This is a genomic window from Thalassospira sp., from assembly GCF_030690045.1.
In the GTDB taxonomy this organism is placed as follows: domain Bacteria; phylum Pseudomonadota; class Alphaproteobacteria; order Rhodospirillales; family Thalassospiraceae; genus Thalassospira.
Genome location: NZ_JAUYHK010000021.1, coordinates 218,805 through 232,739 on the forward strand (window position 1 = coordinate 218,805; position 13,935 = coordinate 232,739).

Annotated in this window: 12 protein-coding genes; 4 read left to right on the top strand and 8 right to left on the bottom strand. The window is 55.3% G+C overall.

The features are described 5' to 3' along the window. Window positions 1–2: 2 nt before the first annotated feature. From Q8O73_RS18340 to Q8O73_RS18350, 3 genes are all read right to left on the bottom strand, one after another. Window positions 3–1,613 (bottom strand): carboxyl transferase domain-containing protein, encoded by a 1,611-nt coding sequence (locus tag Q8O73_RS18340; RefSeq protein WP_305559649.1) that lies wholly within the window; start codon window positions 1,611–1,613, stop codon window positions 3–5. A 142-nt stretch (window positions 1,614–1,755) separates the two neighbouring features. After that, window positions 1,756–2,352: a 2-hydroxychromene-2-carboxylate isomerase gene (locus Q8O73_RS18345; RefSeq protein WP_305559650.1), complete on the bottom strand. Its 597-nt coding sequence runs from the start codon at window positions 2,350–2,352 to the stop codon at window positions 1,756–1,758. A gap of 105 nt (window positions 2,353–2,457) precedes the next feature. After that, entirely contained in the window at window positions 2,458–2,931 is a 474-nt protein-coding gene (locus Q8O73_RS18350) for an Lrp/AsnC ligand binding domain-containing protein (RefSeq protein WP_305559651.1), read from the bottom strand. A gap of 149 nt (window positions 2,932–3,080) precedes the next feature. Between Q8O73_RS18350 and putA the strand changes: the two genes are divergently transcribed. From putA to Q8O73_RS18365, 3 genes are all read left to right on the top strand, one after another. Continuing rightward, window positions 3,081–6,926 (top strand): bifunctional proline dehydrogenase/L-glutamate gamma-semialdehyde dehydrogenase PutA, encoded by a 3,846-nt coding sequence (gene putA / locus Q8O73_RS18355; RefSeq protein ID WP_305559652.1) that lies wholly within the window; start codon window positions 3,081–3,083, stop codon window positions 6,924–6,926. Between the two features lie 176 nt (window positions 6,927–7,102). Then, on the top strand, window positions 7,103–7,741 hold the full coding sequence (locus Q8O73_RS18360) for a BON domain-containing protein (protein WP_305559653.1): 639 nt from the start codon (window positions 7,103–7,105) through the stop codon (window positions 7,739–7,741). 155 nt (window positions 7,742–7,896) lie between these two features. Beyond that, complete coding sequence (locus tag Q8O73_RS18365; protein WP_305559654.1) at window positions 7,897–8,121, top strand: bacterioferritin-associated ferredoxin; 225 nt, start codon at window positions 7,897–7,899, stop codon at window positions 8,119–8,121. 79 nt (window positions 8,122–8,200) lie between these two features. Here the strand turns inward: Q8O73_RS18365 and Q8O73_RS18370 are convergent, their stop codons facing one another. Then, entirely contained in the window at window positions 8,201–9,247 is a 1,047-nt protein-coding gene (locus Q8O73_RS18370) for a Glu/Leu/Phe/Val dehydrogenase dimerization domain-containing protein (RefSeq protein ID WP_305559655.1), read from the bottom strand. A gap of 377 nt (window positions 9,248–9,624) precedes the next feature. Between Q8O73_RS18370 and Q8O73_RS18375 the strand changes: the two genes are divergently transcribed. Then, window positions 9,625–9,858, top strand: a complete 234-nt coding sequence (locus tag Q8O73_RS18375) for a hypothetical protein (protein ID WP_305559656.1) — start codon at window positions 9,625–9,627, stop codon at window positions 9,856–9,858. A gap of 75 nt (window positions 9,859–9,933) precedes the next feature. On the opposite strand, the gene Q8O73_RS18380 is transcribed toward Q8O73_RS18375, so the two are convergent. Genes Q8O73_RS18380 through Q8O73_RS18395 form a run of 4 tightly spaced genes read right to left on the bottom strand, consistent with a single transcriptional unit; the run spans window position 9,934 to window position 13,833 of the window. Beyond that, window positions 9,934–10,530: a 2-hydroxychromene-2-carboxylate isomerase gene (locus Q8O73_RS18380; protein ID WP_305559657.1), complete on the bottom strand. Its 597-nt coding sequence runs from the start codon at window positions 10,528–10,530 to the stop codon at window positions 9,934–9,936. Between the two features lie 25 nt (window positions 10,531–10,555). After that, window positions 10,556–11,671, bottom strand: a complete 1,116-nt coding sequence (locus tag Q8O73_RS18385; protein ID WP_305559658.1) for a hypothetical protein — start codon at window positions 11,669–11,671, stop codon at window positions 10,556–10,558. Beyond that, window positions 11,668–12,801 (bottom strand): NAD(P)/FAD-dependent oxidoreductase, encoded by a 1,134-nt coding sequence (locus Q8O73_RS18390; RefSeq protein ID WP_305559659.1) that lies wholly within the window; start codon window positions 12,799–12,801, stop codon window positions 11,668–11,670. The genes Q8O73_RS18385 and Q8O73_RS18390 overlap by 4 nt, the downstream gene beginning before the upstream one ends. A gap of 6 nt (window positions 12,802–12,807) precedes the next feature. Beyond that, window positions 12,808–13,833, bottom strand: coding sequence for a hypothetical protein (locus tag Q8O73_RS18395; RefSeq protein WP_305559660.1), 1,026 nt, complete (start codon window positions 13,831–13,833; stop codon window positions 12,808–12,810). Window positions 13,834–13,935 lie beyond the last annotated feature (102 nt).

The following is a 13,935-nucleotide window of genomic DNA, read 5'->3' on the forward strand; positions in this document are numbered from 1 at the left end:
CCTTACATCCGGAAAACGCCAAATCGCGTGTTGGCAATGGGCTGATTGAGGGCGGCAGAAATGCCCAACCCCAAAACCATGCGGGTATCGGCGGGGTCAATCACCCCGTCATCCCACAGCCGGGCCGAGGCATAATAGGGATGCCCCTGTTTTTCATACTGATCGCGGATTGGCCCCTTAAAGGATTCCTGTTCGGCTTCGGGCCATGTTTCACCGCGTTTTTCAAGGGCATCGGCCTTGATTTGCGTCAGGACATTGGCCGCCTGTTCGCCGCCCATCACCGAAATGCGGGCATTGGGCCACATCCACAGGAAACGCGGGCCATAGGCGCGACCACACATGCCATAATTTCCCGCCCCGAATGATCCGCCGATCAAAACGGTGAATTTTGGCACGCTGGCGGTGGCGACCGCTGTGACCAGTTTGGCACCATCCTTGGCGATGCCACCTGATTCATATTTGCGGCCAATCATAAAACCGGTGATGTTTTGCAAAAACACCAATGGAATACCGCGTTGACAGCACAGTTCGATGAAATGTGCACCCTTAAGCGCACTTTCGGAAAACAGGATGCCGTTATTGGCGATAATGCCAACCGGATAGCCAAAAATGCGGGCAAAACCGGTGACAAGGGTTGTGCCATATTGCGCCTTGAATTCATCAAAGACCGACCCGTCCACAATACGGGCGATGATTTCGCGCACGTCATAGGGTTTTTTGGCATCCGACGGGATCACGCCATATATTTCCTGCGGATCATAGGCCGGATCTTGCGCTGGAAGCAGGGTCACACCGGGCTTTTTTACCCAATTCAGGTTTTTGACAATGTTACGTGCAATCGACAGGGCATGGGCATCGTCCTGGGCATAATGGTCGGTGACCCCCGATGTCTTGCAATGCACATCCGCCCCGCCAAGATCTTCGGCCGATACAATTTCGCCGGTGGCGGCCCTGACCAGAGGGGGGCCGCCCAGGAAAATCGTTCCCTGTTTGCGAACAATGATGCTTTCATCGGACATCGCCGGGACATAAGCCCCGCCCGCAGTGCAGGACCCCATGACAACGGCGATTTGCGGAATACCCTGCGCCGACATATTGGCCTGATTGAAAAAAATACGGCCAAAATGATCGCGGTCGGGAAAAACATCATCCTGACGCGGCAAATTCGCCCCGCCACTATCGACCAGATAAACACAGGGCAGGCGGTTTTCGAGGGCGATTTCCTGGGCGCGCAGATGCTTTTTGACGGTCATCGGGTAATAGGACCCGCCCTTGACCGTGGCATCATTGGCAACCACCACACATTCAACGCCGGAAATTCGGCCAATGCCGGTGATAATGCCTGCCGCCGGAACGTCTTCATCGTCATACATGCCAAAGGCGGCCAGTTGCGACAGTTCCAGAAACGGCGATCCGACATCCAGCAACCGGCGAATGCGTTCACGCGGCAGCAATTTTCCGCGTCCGGTGTGGCGGGTGCGGGCAGTTTCTCCGCCGCCCAACTTGATGCGGGTCAGTTGACCGCGCAAATCCGCCACCAGTTGCGCCATTTGGGCGGCATTGCGGCGGAATTCTTCGGACCGGATGTTGATCTGGGATTTCAGTACCGTCATGGCGGTCGATACCGTGTGTTGCGGGGTTGCAGGGCAGACCCACGGGGTTGATGATCTGAGCCCCGTTATGGCGGAAGTTTACGTAAACGGCAAGATAAAATTGGTATTCCGGTACCGAATTTACGTATATCAGGTTTTCCGCCTAAATCCGTGCCACGATCCAGTGTTCAAGCTGGTCGATGCGGTCATTGCCAAAAAACGGTTCGCCGTCAAAAAAGAAAAAAGGCGATCCAAAAGCTCCCAGCCCGATGGCTTCTTCTGTCATGTCGCGGACATGCTGTTTCCATTTGGGGGCGGCAATGGCATCGCGCATGTCGCTGGCATTGATTTCGTGGCGGCTGGCGGTGGCGATCACGACTTCGGGGTCGGACATATCAAGGCCATCGGCAAAATATCCGCGATAAATATCATGGGCAAAGCGCACGGCAGCATCGCGATCATAGCTGGCAATCCAGTAAAATCCCCGTGTCGGGGCAAGGGCAGAATAGGGGAATTTTTCCGGGATCATAAAGGGGATGTTTTGAAGCCGGGCGCAACGTTCCATATCCCGGCGGAAATAGGGGCCGCGAATCGGGTGTTGCAAAAGGGGTTCCTGCCCGGTCTGTTTGAAGGCTGCGCCGATCATAAAGGGCCGCCAGTCGATTTTAACGCCCGTGCGAGCGGCAACATCACCGATGCGTTCGCTGGCAAGATAGCCATAAGGCGATGAAAAATCGAAATAGAATGTAATTTCAGACATGGAATATTTCATCCTGCTGTGAACATGCATTCGGCAAAGCCAAAACATGCTAACATCATATACTTTGTCTGGGTCAAAAAAGTGTAAACTTGACTGGCTTCACAATCAGGGGATGGTGATGCCGGGCCGGACCTTGACTTCTTCCATCACGACATAGGTATGGGTCTGGCTGACGCCGGGAACCGATGACAGCCGTTCCAGAAATTCGCGATAGGCATACATATCAGCAACGCGCAATTTCATCAGATAGTCAAAACCGCCTGCGACCATATGACATTCTTCTATTTCCGGCAATTTGCGCACGGCGGCGGCAAAAATATCAAAGACATCCGGCGTGGTGCGATCCAGCGTGATTTCGACAAACACCACCAAAGACTGTTCAAGTTTGCGCGGATCAAGACGGGCCATATAGCCCATGATGAAGCCCTGTTGTTCAAGGCGGCGCACCCGTTCCAGACAAGGCGTCGGGCTCAGATTGACCCGGCGCGACAGTTCAACATTTGACATGCGGCCATCGCGCTGCAATTCGCGCAGAATCTGTTTGTCGATTTTATCCAGACTTTTGTGGTTCTTCTGCATTATCAAACATTAACCAGTGTTTTAAACTATGATATTGGGGTTTGGCTGGATGATATATCGTATTTTTTGCCAAAATGGCAGCACATTTTTTGAAAACAAAATTAAGGTTGGCCCAATTCAACAGAAATTTGCGCCCTGTCTGCGATGGCATGGCGCACATCCTTGATCAGGGAGACATTCGCGCCATGTTCCGCCGTTCCTTGCCCGCCAGTGACATCATACGTGCAAAAATCCGCAATACCTATCGCAGTGACGAGGAAGAAGTCGTCAACCGCCTGATTGCGGCGGCCACCCTGCCTGCGGAAGACAAAACACGGGTACAGGAACGCGCCCGCCAACTGGTACAGCGCGTACGCGAGGCCAGCACCGGTCAGGGTGGTATTGATGCCCTGCTGCATGAATATGAATTGTCCAGCAAGGAAGGCGTCATTCTGATGTGTCTGGCCGAGGCGCTGTTGCGCGTGCCCGATGCGGTGACGGCGGACAAGCTTATTCAGGACAAGCTGTTTGATGCCGACTGGCACAGCCATCTGGGGCATAGCGAAAGCTTTTTCGTCAATGCCTCGACCTGGGGGTTGATGTTGACCGGCAAGATGATCCGTTTTGGCAAGGAAGAACGCGACAATCCGTCGGCCCTGGTCAAACGCATGATCGCCCGGTCGGGCGAACCGGTAATTCGCAAGGCCTTTAATCAGGCGATGCGGATCATGGGCAAGCAGTTTGTCATGGGCCGCACCATTGCCGAAGCCGAAACACGGGCCAAAGCCAATGAGGAAAAGGGATATCGTTATTCCTATGATATGCTGGGCGAGGCGGCCCGCACGATGGAAGACGCGGATCGTTATTTCCGGTCTTACGAGGATGCGATTGCCGAAATTGGCAAGGTTGCCAATGGGCGCGGCCCCATCAATTCACCGGGAATTTCGGTCAAATTGTCGGCGATCCATCCGCGTTATGATTTTGCCAACCGCGAACGGGTGATGGATGAGCTGGTCCCGCGCCTGAAATCGCTGGCGCTTCTGGCCAAAAAACTTGATATCGGTTTTACCGTCGATGCCGAAGAAGCCAACCGGCTGGATTTGTCGCTTGATGTGATCGAGGCGGTCTTTGCCGATCCCGATCTGGATGGCTGGGAAGGCTTTGGCCTTGCGGTGCAGGCCTATCAGAAACGGGCGTATCACGTTCTGGAATGGCTGGCCGATTTGTCGGGCCGGGTCGGGCGCAAGATGATGGTGCGTCTGGTCAAGGGGGCCTATTGGGATACCGAGGTTAAAAACAGTCAGGAAAACGGTTTTGAAGGATATCCGGTCTTTACCCGCAAGGCGGCGACCGATGTGTCCTATCTGGCCTGTGCGCGGTTCATGTTATCGCGGCGCGATGCCTTTTATTGCCAGTTCGCCAGCCATAACGCGCATTCGGTGGCCTCGATCATCCAGATGGCAGGCAATGATCGTAACTTTGAATTTCAACGCCTGCATGGCATGGGCGAAGCCCTGTATGAACAGATTGTCGGCAAAAAGGGCGAAGACATTCCGTGCCGCATTTATGCACCGGTCGGCACCCACGAAGATCTTCTCGCCTATCTGGTGCGGCGTTTGCTGGAAAACGGGGCGAATACCAGCTTTGTAAACCGTATTCAGGACGAAAAACTACCGGTCGAAGAAATGATCGCCGATCCGGTGGAAAAAATGGCTGCGTTGCCGCGCAAGGCACATCCGAAAATTCCGGCCCCGGTCGATCTGTATGGGGCCGGGCGGGTCAATTCGCGCGGGTTTGATCTGACCGATGTTACTAAATTATTGCCGTTGTCGGAAAAACTGTCGGCGATGGCAGGCAAAATCTGGAAAGCTGCGCCGCTGATTGACGGTAAATGGCGGCAAGGTGCGGTGCAAGATGTGTTCAATCCGTCGCGCCGGGCGGAAAAGGTTGGCGAAGTTTGTTTTGCAACTGCCGATGATGTCGAAGCCGCAATTGTTGCTGCAACCAAAGGCTATCCGGTGTGGAATGCGACCCCGGCTTCGGAACGGGCTGCCTGTTTGCGCCGTCTGGCGGATTTGCTCGAAGACAATACCGACGAATTCATTGCCTTGTGTCAGCGCGAAGCCGGCAAATTATATTCCGATGCGGTGGCAGAAGTGCGCGAAGCAGTGGATTTTTGCCGCTATTACGCCAACCGTGCCGAAGATTTGTTCCGCGACGGCAGTTCGCTTGAAGGACGCGGGATATTTGTCTGTATCAGCCCGTGGAACTTCCCGCTGGCGATTTTTCTGGGGCAGGTTTCTGCTGCCCTCGCCGCAGGCAATGCCGTAATCGCCAAACCGGCCGAACAAACATCCCTGATTGCCGCAAAGGCCGGTGAACTTGTTCTGGCGGCGGGTGTGCCTGCCGGGGCATTTCAATTGTTGCCTGGGTCGGGTCGGTTGATTGGCACGATCCTGACCCATGATCCGCGCATTGGCGGTGTGGCCTTTACCGGGTCAACCGAAACCGCACAAATCATCAATGCTGCCCTTGCCAAACGGCCCGGCGTACCCCTGCCGCTGATTGCGGAAACAGGTGGTCAGAATGCGATGATTGTCGATTCAACCGCCTTGCCTGAACAGGTGGTGCAGGATGTTGTGACATCGGGATTCCAGTCGGCAGGACAACGGTGTTCGGCCCTGCGTGTGCTGTTTGTGCAGGAAGACATTGCCGACAAGCTGATCCATATGTTGATCGGGGCGATGAAAGAAATCCGGGTCGGTGATCCGTTTTACCTCAACATTGATGTCGGGCCGGTGATTGATGATGTGGCACGCACCATGTTGCAAAAACATGCCGACCGCATGACCCGCGAGGCGAAATTGCTGTATGCCTGCGAAATGTTGCCCGAAAGCAAGGATGGCACGTTCTTTGCCCCGCATTGCTTTGAAATCCCGAACCTTGATGTTCTGGAACGCGAGGTGTTCGGCCCGATTGTCCATGTCGTGCGTTACAAGGCAAAAGACCTTGATGCGGTTCTGAACCAGATCAATGCGTCGGGTTATGGCCTGACACTGGGCATTCATTCGCGCATTGACGGCACGGCGCGGCACATCGCCAAAACATTGCGGGTCGGCAATTGTTATATCAATCGCAACATGATCGGCGCTGTGGTCGGCGTGCAGCCCTTTGGCGGGCAGGGAAAATCAGGTACGGGGCCCAAGGCAGGCGGTCCGCATTATGTCGAACGCTTTGCCAAGCCGGTGGCGCGTCCTGACTCCGTAAATGTGGCTCAGGCACCGGTCACGGCGGACCGTGAAACGCTGGTGATTACTGCACCGGTGCCGGTCGATGCCCTGACGGCATTGGCCGCCGCACAAAACCGCTGGCAAGCGACAGAGGGATTAAGCCGGATCAAGATGCTGGAAAGTTTTGCTGACCGGCTGGAACAGTCCGGCGTGGCGGAACTGGCCGCAGGCCATCAACATATTGCTGATTTTGCGGCGATTTCCGAAAATGGCTTTGTCCGTCCAACCCGGATGCCCGGACCGACGGGGGAAACCAATGACCTGGAATTGTTGGGGCGCGGTGTTTACCTGATCCAGATCGACAAGGGGGCCGATGCGGCCCGTGTGTTGCGTCATCTGGGGGCGGCTTTGGCGGCGGGTAATGCGATGATGCTGGCCGGGGATCCCAAATGGCTGGCGAAATTGCCGGATCTGGCGCGGTCGGCAGGTTTGCCCGATCATCTGATCTGTACGGTCTCGGCCAAAGCCGGGCTTGCGGTGATGAATGATGGTGCGGTTGCCGGGGTGTCGTGTATTGCGCCGCTTGATCGTGTTACGGTGTTCAAACAGGTTCTGGCCGGGCGCGATGGCGCGATCCTGTCACTGATTTCCGATAGCGGCGCCGAAGATGACGGGGCCTTGCCCGCCGAAATCTTTCTGCATCGCTTTGCGACCGAAAAAACCGTTTCGATCAACACGACGGCGGCGGGTGGCAATGCGTCGCTGATGTCGATGGATGAAGACTAACGTGGTTTGAGACGCCAAAGCCCGCAGCATTCGATGCTGCGGGCTTTTTTTTGTCATAATCACAAGGCACAAACAGCAATCATGACGTGGCATAATCTGGTAACCTTGCCCGGCATAAAACAAATATGGGCATGTCGGGCATGTGCCGGACTGCAAAGGCAAAAGGAGCAACCTGGATGACGAATGCATCGCGCGGCTGGCGTCGCATATTACAAACCGTGGCACTGGGTATGATCTTTACCGTGCCGCTTGCGGCATGCGCCCCTGTGCAAATGATCGTCGAAGACCGCGAAGGCAGCGATCAGTGGCTCGATACCCAGATCAAATCGGGAATCCTGGCCGAATTTGCCAAGGTCGATCACACCTATCTGATTGATGTCACCGTTGAAATCTGGAAACAGAATGTGATGGTGACCGGTATGGTTGATTCAAAGGGCAAATATCACGATGTCCTGTCGATCATCCGGCGCGACAACCGGGTCAAGCAGGTTTATGACCATTTGCAGGTTGCCGATTCGGAGGTGATTGCCGCCTATCATGCTGCCGAAGACCAGTATGGCAAAAACGCCGTCCCGACCGATTCAGCGACCCAGACAGTTTCCGATAACTGGATCGAAGGGCAAATCAAGGCGCTGCTGGTGGTGGAAAAGGGTGTGCGATCAGTCAATTATCGTTGGCAGTCGGTTGGCAACATTGTCTATATGATGGGTGATGCCCAGACGCAGAAAGAACTCGATACGGTTCTGGGGATCGTGCGCCGGATCAAGGGTGTCAAACAGGTGGTCAGCCACATGACGATCGCTCCATCCGTCTGATCCTAAATAATATTTTCAAAATCCCTCGTTGCCGATGCCGGTGGCGGGGGATTTTTTATGGGAAAAAGACAGAAATTTGATCGAAAGCATTTGAAAGGCAGTCGCAATTGCATTAGATGGGTGGGTGTAACTGATAACTGATTGCATTCAAGCCAATGTATATTTGTGTTTGTAACGCCCTGAATGACCGTGATGTCAAACGCGCTGCCGCCGATGGCGGTGCTGCGCGTCCGGCCGATGTGTTCCGGTTTCACGGATGTGCGCCACAATGCGGTAAATGCGCCTGTCACATGCGCACCGAACTTGCGCGTCATCATCACAATGGCGGCTGTTGCGGCGGACAGGCAGTGGCAGCAGATCAGGCGATTGCCGCAGAATAACGGCGACGGCGTTCCAAAAACAAAGGGCGAAGCACAATGGGGCTTCGCCCTTTGTCATTTTCAGGGCCGATTCCATGACTTAACGGGGGGCGAAACGTTCCTCGGCAATACGATCCGCGACAAAGCCGGTCGGCAGGTTTTCGGCTGCTGCGCGTTTAAAAATTTCGCGGGTGGTGTCGGCAATGCCTTCTATATGTTTGTTGGTGTCGCTGACCGGTTTGCCTTCACGGCCATAATAAACCTCGACCACGCCCCCGGCATTGATCACGTAATCGGGGGCATACAAAATACCCCGTTCCAGCAACATCTGACCGTGCCGGTCGGATTCAAGCTGGTTATTGGCGGCCCCGGCGATGATGCGGGCACGCAGGGTTTTGATGCTGCGATCATTGATCACACCGCCCAGCGCACAGGGGGCGAGAATATCGGCATCGACCGACAGAATCTCATCGACTGAAACGGCGGAGGCCCCCAATTCGCGCACAGCGCGATCAACAATGTTGGCATTCAGATCGGCGACCACCAGCCGTGCCCCGGCATCATGCAACAACCGGCACAAATGATATCCGACATTGCCCAGCCCCTGTACGGCAACGCGCAAACCGCCCAGATCATCATGGCCGTTTTTAAACCGCACCGCTTCTTTCAGGCCGATAAAAACCCCATAGGCCGTAAAAGGTGAAGGATCGCCGGTGCGTGTCGGGTCGCTGCCGTCATTGATGCCGCCGACATGGGATGTCTGGCGGGCGATATTGTGCATGTCATCGGGGCTGGTGCCGACATCTTCGGCGACGATGTATCGCCCGCCGATCTGTTCAACCGCCCGGCCCATGGCGCGAAACAGTTCGGGGGTTTTCTGGCTGCGCGGGTCGCCCAGAATCACCGATTTCCCCCCGCCCAGCGGCAGGCGGGCCATCGCCGATTTATAGGTCATGCCGCGTGACAGGCGCAAAACATCGTGAATGGCGTCGGCTTCGCTGGCATAGGGCCACATGCGGCACCCGCCCAGTGATGGTCCCAGCCGGGTATTGTGAACGGCGATGATCGCCTTCAGGCCGGTGCGGGCATCATGGGCAAAGACAACCTGTTCGTGATTGTCAAACGCGGGATCGGAAAAGACATTCATGGTGGGGCCTCCCGGGTGGTGTTGTTCTTGTGGCGGGTCTTCCTGTTATGTTTGACGTGTTGGCCGCCGGATCAAATGGAAAATCGCGTTGCGGTTAAAAAAGACGGTTTCGACAAAAACCTCAGGAAAACACAGAACTTTATGTCCTGTGGGGGACGCCTTTGTAATTTTATTTCGTGCGTTTTGTTCAGGCCTCTTATGCAAAAGCGGCAGGAAGTATTCCGGTGAGATTCAATTAAAATGCGATTCACGCCGGATGATTCACGGCTCGTTAAACCACTTGTTTCAAACTTGCGGGGTGCATTTCTATTTTCGGGGTGCATATCAGGACAATAAAGGCGTCCGGGCGGACGTCGATATAAGTAAGGAGACCGGCGATGTCTGCTTTCACAGGACACGGCCACACTGTTTATCGCGTCGGGTTGCACAATCAGGCTGTACGCGAATGCGTCAAGGAAAACCGTTCCCACGCGATTTTCGATGACCGCTGGGCTGATACCCAAACACATGAAGTTGCCGCCAAAAACAAAACCAGGGCACTTGCCATGATCGAAAACACCTATCCCTCGGCCGAGGGATTCGTGGTCGATCACGTCAAACGCCGGGGGTAAGGCAACACATAGGGCAAGTTTTCAAACCGTCAGAACCGGACGCCCCGTTCTGACGGTTTTTTCATGGCGGGATGATTATTTCTGCATCAGGGCGCGGTCAACAAAATCAAGGCGATCCTGCCCCCAGAACATTTCGCCATTGGCAAAATAGGTCGGCACGCCAAAGATATTGTCGGCCTTTGCTGCCTCTGTATTGGCGGTATAGACCGCATCAATGTCATCGTTGCTGGCCTGGTCCAGATATCCGGTATCCAGATGTGATGCGCTCAGGGCCTCGCGGATAATGGCGGGATCGGCAATATTGCGTTCCCGCGCCCAGATATCGCCCATCAGGGTTTCAATCAACAGATCGGCATTTCCACCATCCTGCAAAACGGCAATGATGGTTTTGGCTGCCAGCGTTTCATCAACCGGAAAACTGGCGGGCTGAAGGTTCAGTGGCAAGCCCAGCAAATCGCGCCAGCGCGCCAGTTCCAGCAAACGGTATTCCTGACGCGGTTTGGGGCGTTGCGCCAAAGGGACACCGCCGCCATGTTTCCAGATTTCGGCGGCACGCACCGGTTTATGCAGGATCTTAACCCCGTGCCGGGCGGCGATATCGACCGCACGGCGAAATCCGAAATAGGACCAGGGCGACTGGACGAAAAAATAATGGATGATCGGATTGGTCATTGGACGCTCCTGATTTTTGGGTGGCTCAGTAATCAAGCCACCATCGATATTCCTCAAGCCCCGACAGAACGACACCATCAAAACCAAGTTGCATCAATCCTCCCAGATAGCTTTCAGGGGTGCCGAAAATCACATTCTGCCATGCCGGAGCCCAGTAATGGACATGATGTTCCTGCCCCCATCGGGCGGTGCTGTTGGGTTCGCTGATAAATTCCGGTGCACCGGGCACCCAGTTTGCCTGCCAGTAATAACGATATGTTTCAGCCGTTCCGATATTCATCCAGGCCAGCAAGGTGCGCGGCGTACCCAGTTTTTTATAACGCAGACGCTTGATGTCATCAAAGGTTAGGGGCGTCATACCGCGATGAAAGGCATCAAAAATCAGGATGTCATAATTACTGTCGGCAAGGGCGGCGACATAGTCTTCCTTGCTGCCAAACGGTGAACTGTCGACAATCACCGCATAATTGCGGGCATCGCGAATATTATCAATAGCATGCGGATTTTCACCCATCGGTTTGACCGGGGTACGGGTCAGGGATGAAAGCTGTTTGTCGGGGGGCGGGGCGGCATAATAAAGCGCATTAAGGCCCGACAGCTTGCCCATGGCGGCGCGCACATCTTCGATCTTGTCGGTGTAATCGATCATGAAATAACGCAGCCCGTCAGCTTTAAGGCGGTTAAGATAACCCAGAATATAGTCGCTTTCGCTTTTTTCCGTCGCCACGCCATAGCTATCGATGCCGTAAAACGGGCTTTCGATCATCAGACCGTCCAGCGACCGGATATAATTTCGTGCCGGTTCGGCGGTGCCGCGGGTTGCAAACAGGCTGGTTTCTAAAAATTCGGTCAGTTCCAGCCCGTTCAGGGCGATGACTGAGAAATCTGTCCGGTATGTCTTTGCCCAGCGGCTGAGTTTGATGACGAAATTGCGCATTTCTTCTTCAAACGCGACGGCGGGTTTGTCATCAACCTGCGGGATGCTGTTGGGTGCTGTGCGACTCAGGCTGTTGGGCGGCGGCAGGAACGGTTCAAGCTGTTGCGACCGGGCAAGGTCGGGTGCCGCCAGCCAAAGGCCGGACAGGGCCAAAAGGCTTGCACAGGCCCGTATTGCAAACTGTCGGCTAAGGGGCTGGATCATGCGGTTGCTCGTGCCTGCTGTGGAATCAGAAGGTTTTTTACATGGTCGGCGATTGCAAGGCATGACGTCAATCCCGGTGATTCAATCCCGTATAGTGCGATCAGCCCGGACAGACCGTGATCGGCAGGGGCCGAAATCATGAAATCGCGGGCTTCTTCGCCCCGCGCCTGAATTTTGGGGCGAATACCGGCATATCCGGGCTGCAATGCCGTTTCATCCAGATCGGGGTAATAGCGCCGGATCGCCTCGGCAAAGGCCGAACGCCTTGCGGGATCGACGCTGTATTCCGGCTGATCAATCCAGGTGACATCGGGGCCAAAACGCGCCTGTCCCCCCATATCAAGGGTCAGATGAATGCCAAGTCCCGCCTGCTCGGGGGCCGGATAAATCAGGGTAGAAAAGGGCGATTTCCCCGACAGGGTGAAATAACTGCCCTTGGCATAATGTTGCGGCGGGATCGCACGCGGATCAAGGCCGGTAATATGATGCGCCAGGGTCTGCCCGTGCAGGCCGGTCGCCAGAACCAGTTCGGCACAGGTGACTGTCATGGCTTCGCCCCGTGCATCACGGGTTTCAACGGCAAATCCACCCGGAATTGCTGTGGCACCGATAACATCGGTATGCAGGGCAAGGCTGGCGCCGTTATTTTCGGCATCGCCCAGCAAACTGACCATCAGGGCATGCGAATCGATAATACCGGTAGACGGGCTTTCAAGGGCCGCAAAACAGCGCAATGCCGGTTCGCGGGCCATGGCGGTGGCCCCGTCCAGCCATGCCAGATCATCAACCCCGTTACGCCGTGCGGCGGTTTCGATATCGCGCAGTTTGGCCATTTGTGTTTCATCGCTGGCGACAATCAGTTTGCCGGTGCGTTTGTGCGCAATGCCGCGTTCGGCACAATAGGCATAAAGCGCCTTTCGGCCCTGGACACAAAATCGTGCCTTGAGGCTACCTTGCGGATAATACAGCCCGGCATGGATCACCTCGCTGTTGCGCGAACTGGTTTCGGTGCCAATCGCGTCATGGCGTTCGATGATCATGACTTCACGCCCGGCGGACGACAAGGCGCGGGCGCAGGCAAGGCCAATGACGCCGGCACCAATGATGATGGTTTCGATATCGGGTGTCATGTCGGCTTATTCATCCATCTGACGAAAAAACACGGTCTGGTCCTGATTGTCCTGACCTTCGCCAACCACAATGGTCGGGGACTGGCTGGTGTAATGGCCGCGTGCCGATGCACCATCGCTGCAAAAGATATACCAGCGGCCAAAGGGCATGGTGTCGGATTGATAATTGCCGCCTTCATGACGCCAATATCCCTCGCAATAGCGTGCGCCAATTTCAAGGATCATCGACCCTTCGCCAGAAGGCTGATCAAACTTCAACATGCCATTCCCGGTTTCATTGTTCCAGCGCCCGACGATATCAATGCCTTCATTCGGGTCAAGCCGCGCTGCGGCGGTCGGGGTGGCGGTACCCGGTTCGGCAATAATCGCCACGCCAATTTCATCGGGCAGGGTCAGGTTGAACCGGCCAAAAAAGGATGCGGTAAATTGCTGTGCGTCACCATCGGCAATCGGCATGATTGCGGGGGCCTCGCCCTGTGCAGTTCGGGGTGCTGGGGCATCAATCGGGCGGGCGGCAAAGGGCAGGCAGTAATAACCCAGCAACCGGCTGCCGCGTTTTTCCGGGGTGGTGGGGCTCCATTCGCCGACAAAGCTGATGCATTGGGTATTGTTGCGGATGAACGGGACAACGGCGACCGGGCCAAAACGGGCTTCGTGGACAAAACTTGCGCCATTGACCGTGCTGTTGCCCTGCAACCCTTCAAACATGGTCAGCAATTGTTCGGGCGGGGTTTGCGTTGCAAAGGCAAAACCGGGGGCGGATGTTGAAAACACTGATTCCAGAAAAATTTCACGCGCAACAGCCTGTTCTGGCGTGCTTTTATCAATCCACCGACTGACAAAAACCGTGCTGTTGGGGCGGTATTGGCGCATATGAACGGGTTCGATATCGAACGGGGACCGATAGGATGCCGGGCTTTCGGTTTCCGGGATGGTTTCAAACGGGCCGACATCCTGTGCGGAGGCCATGACCGCCTGACTGACAATGGCCAGCATGATCAGGCTGCCTGTAACGAGTCCCCGGTAAATCACTTTTTGCCTCTCCCGATATCGATGCGGTTTCGCACCGGTTTGGTTTCACTACATTATCTTTACCTGTGGCGGGTGCATTTGGCTAGCAAAGCGCGATACAAA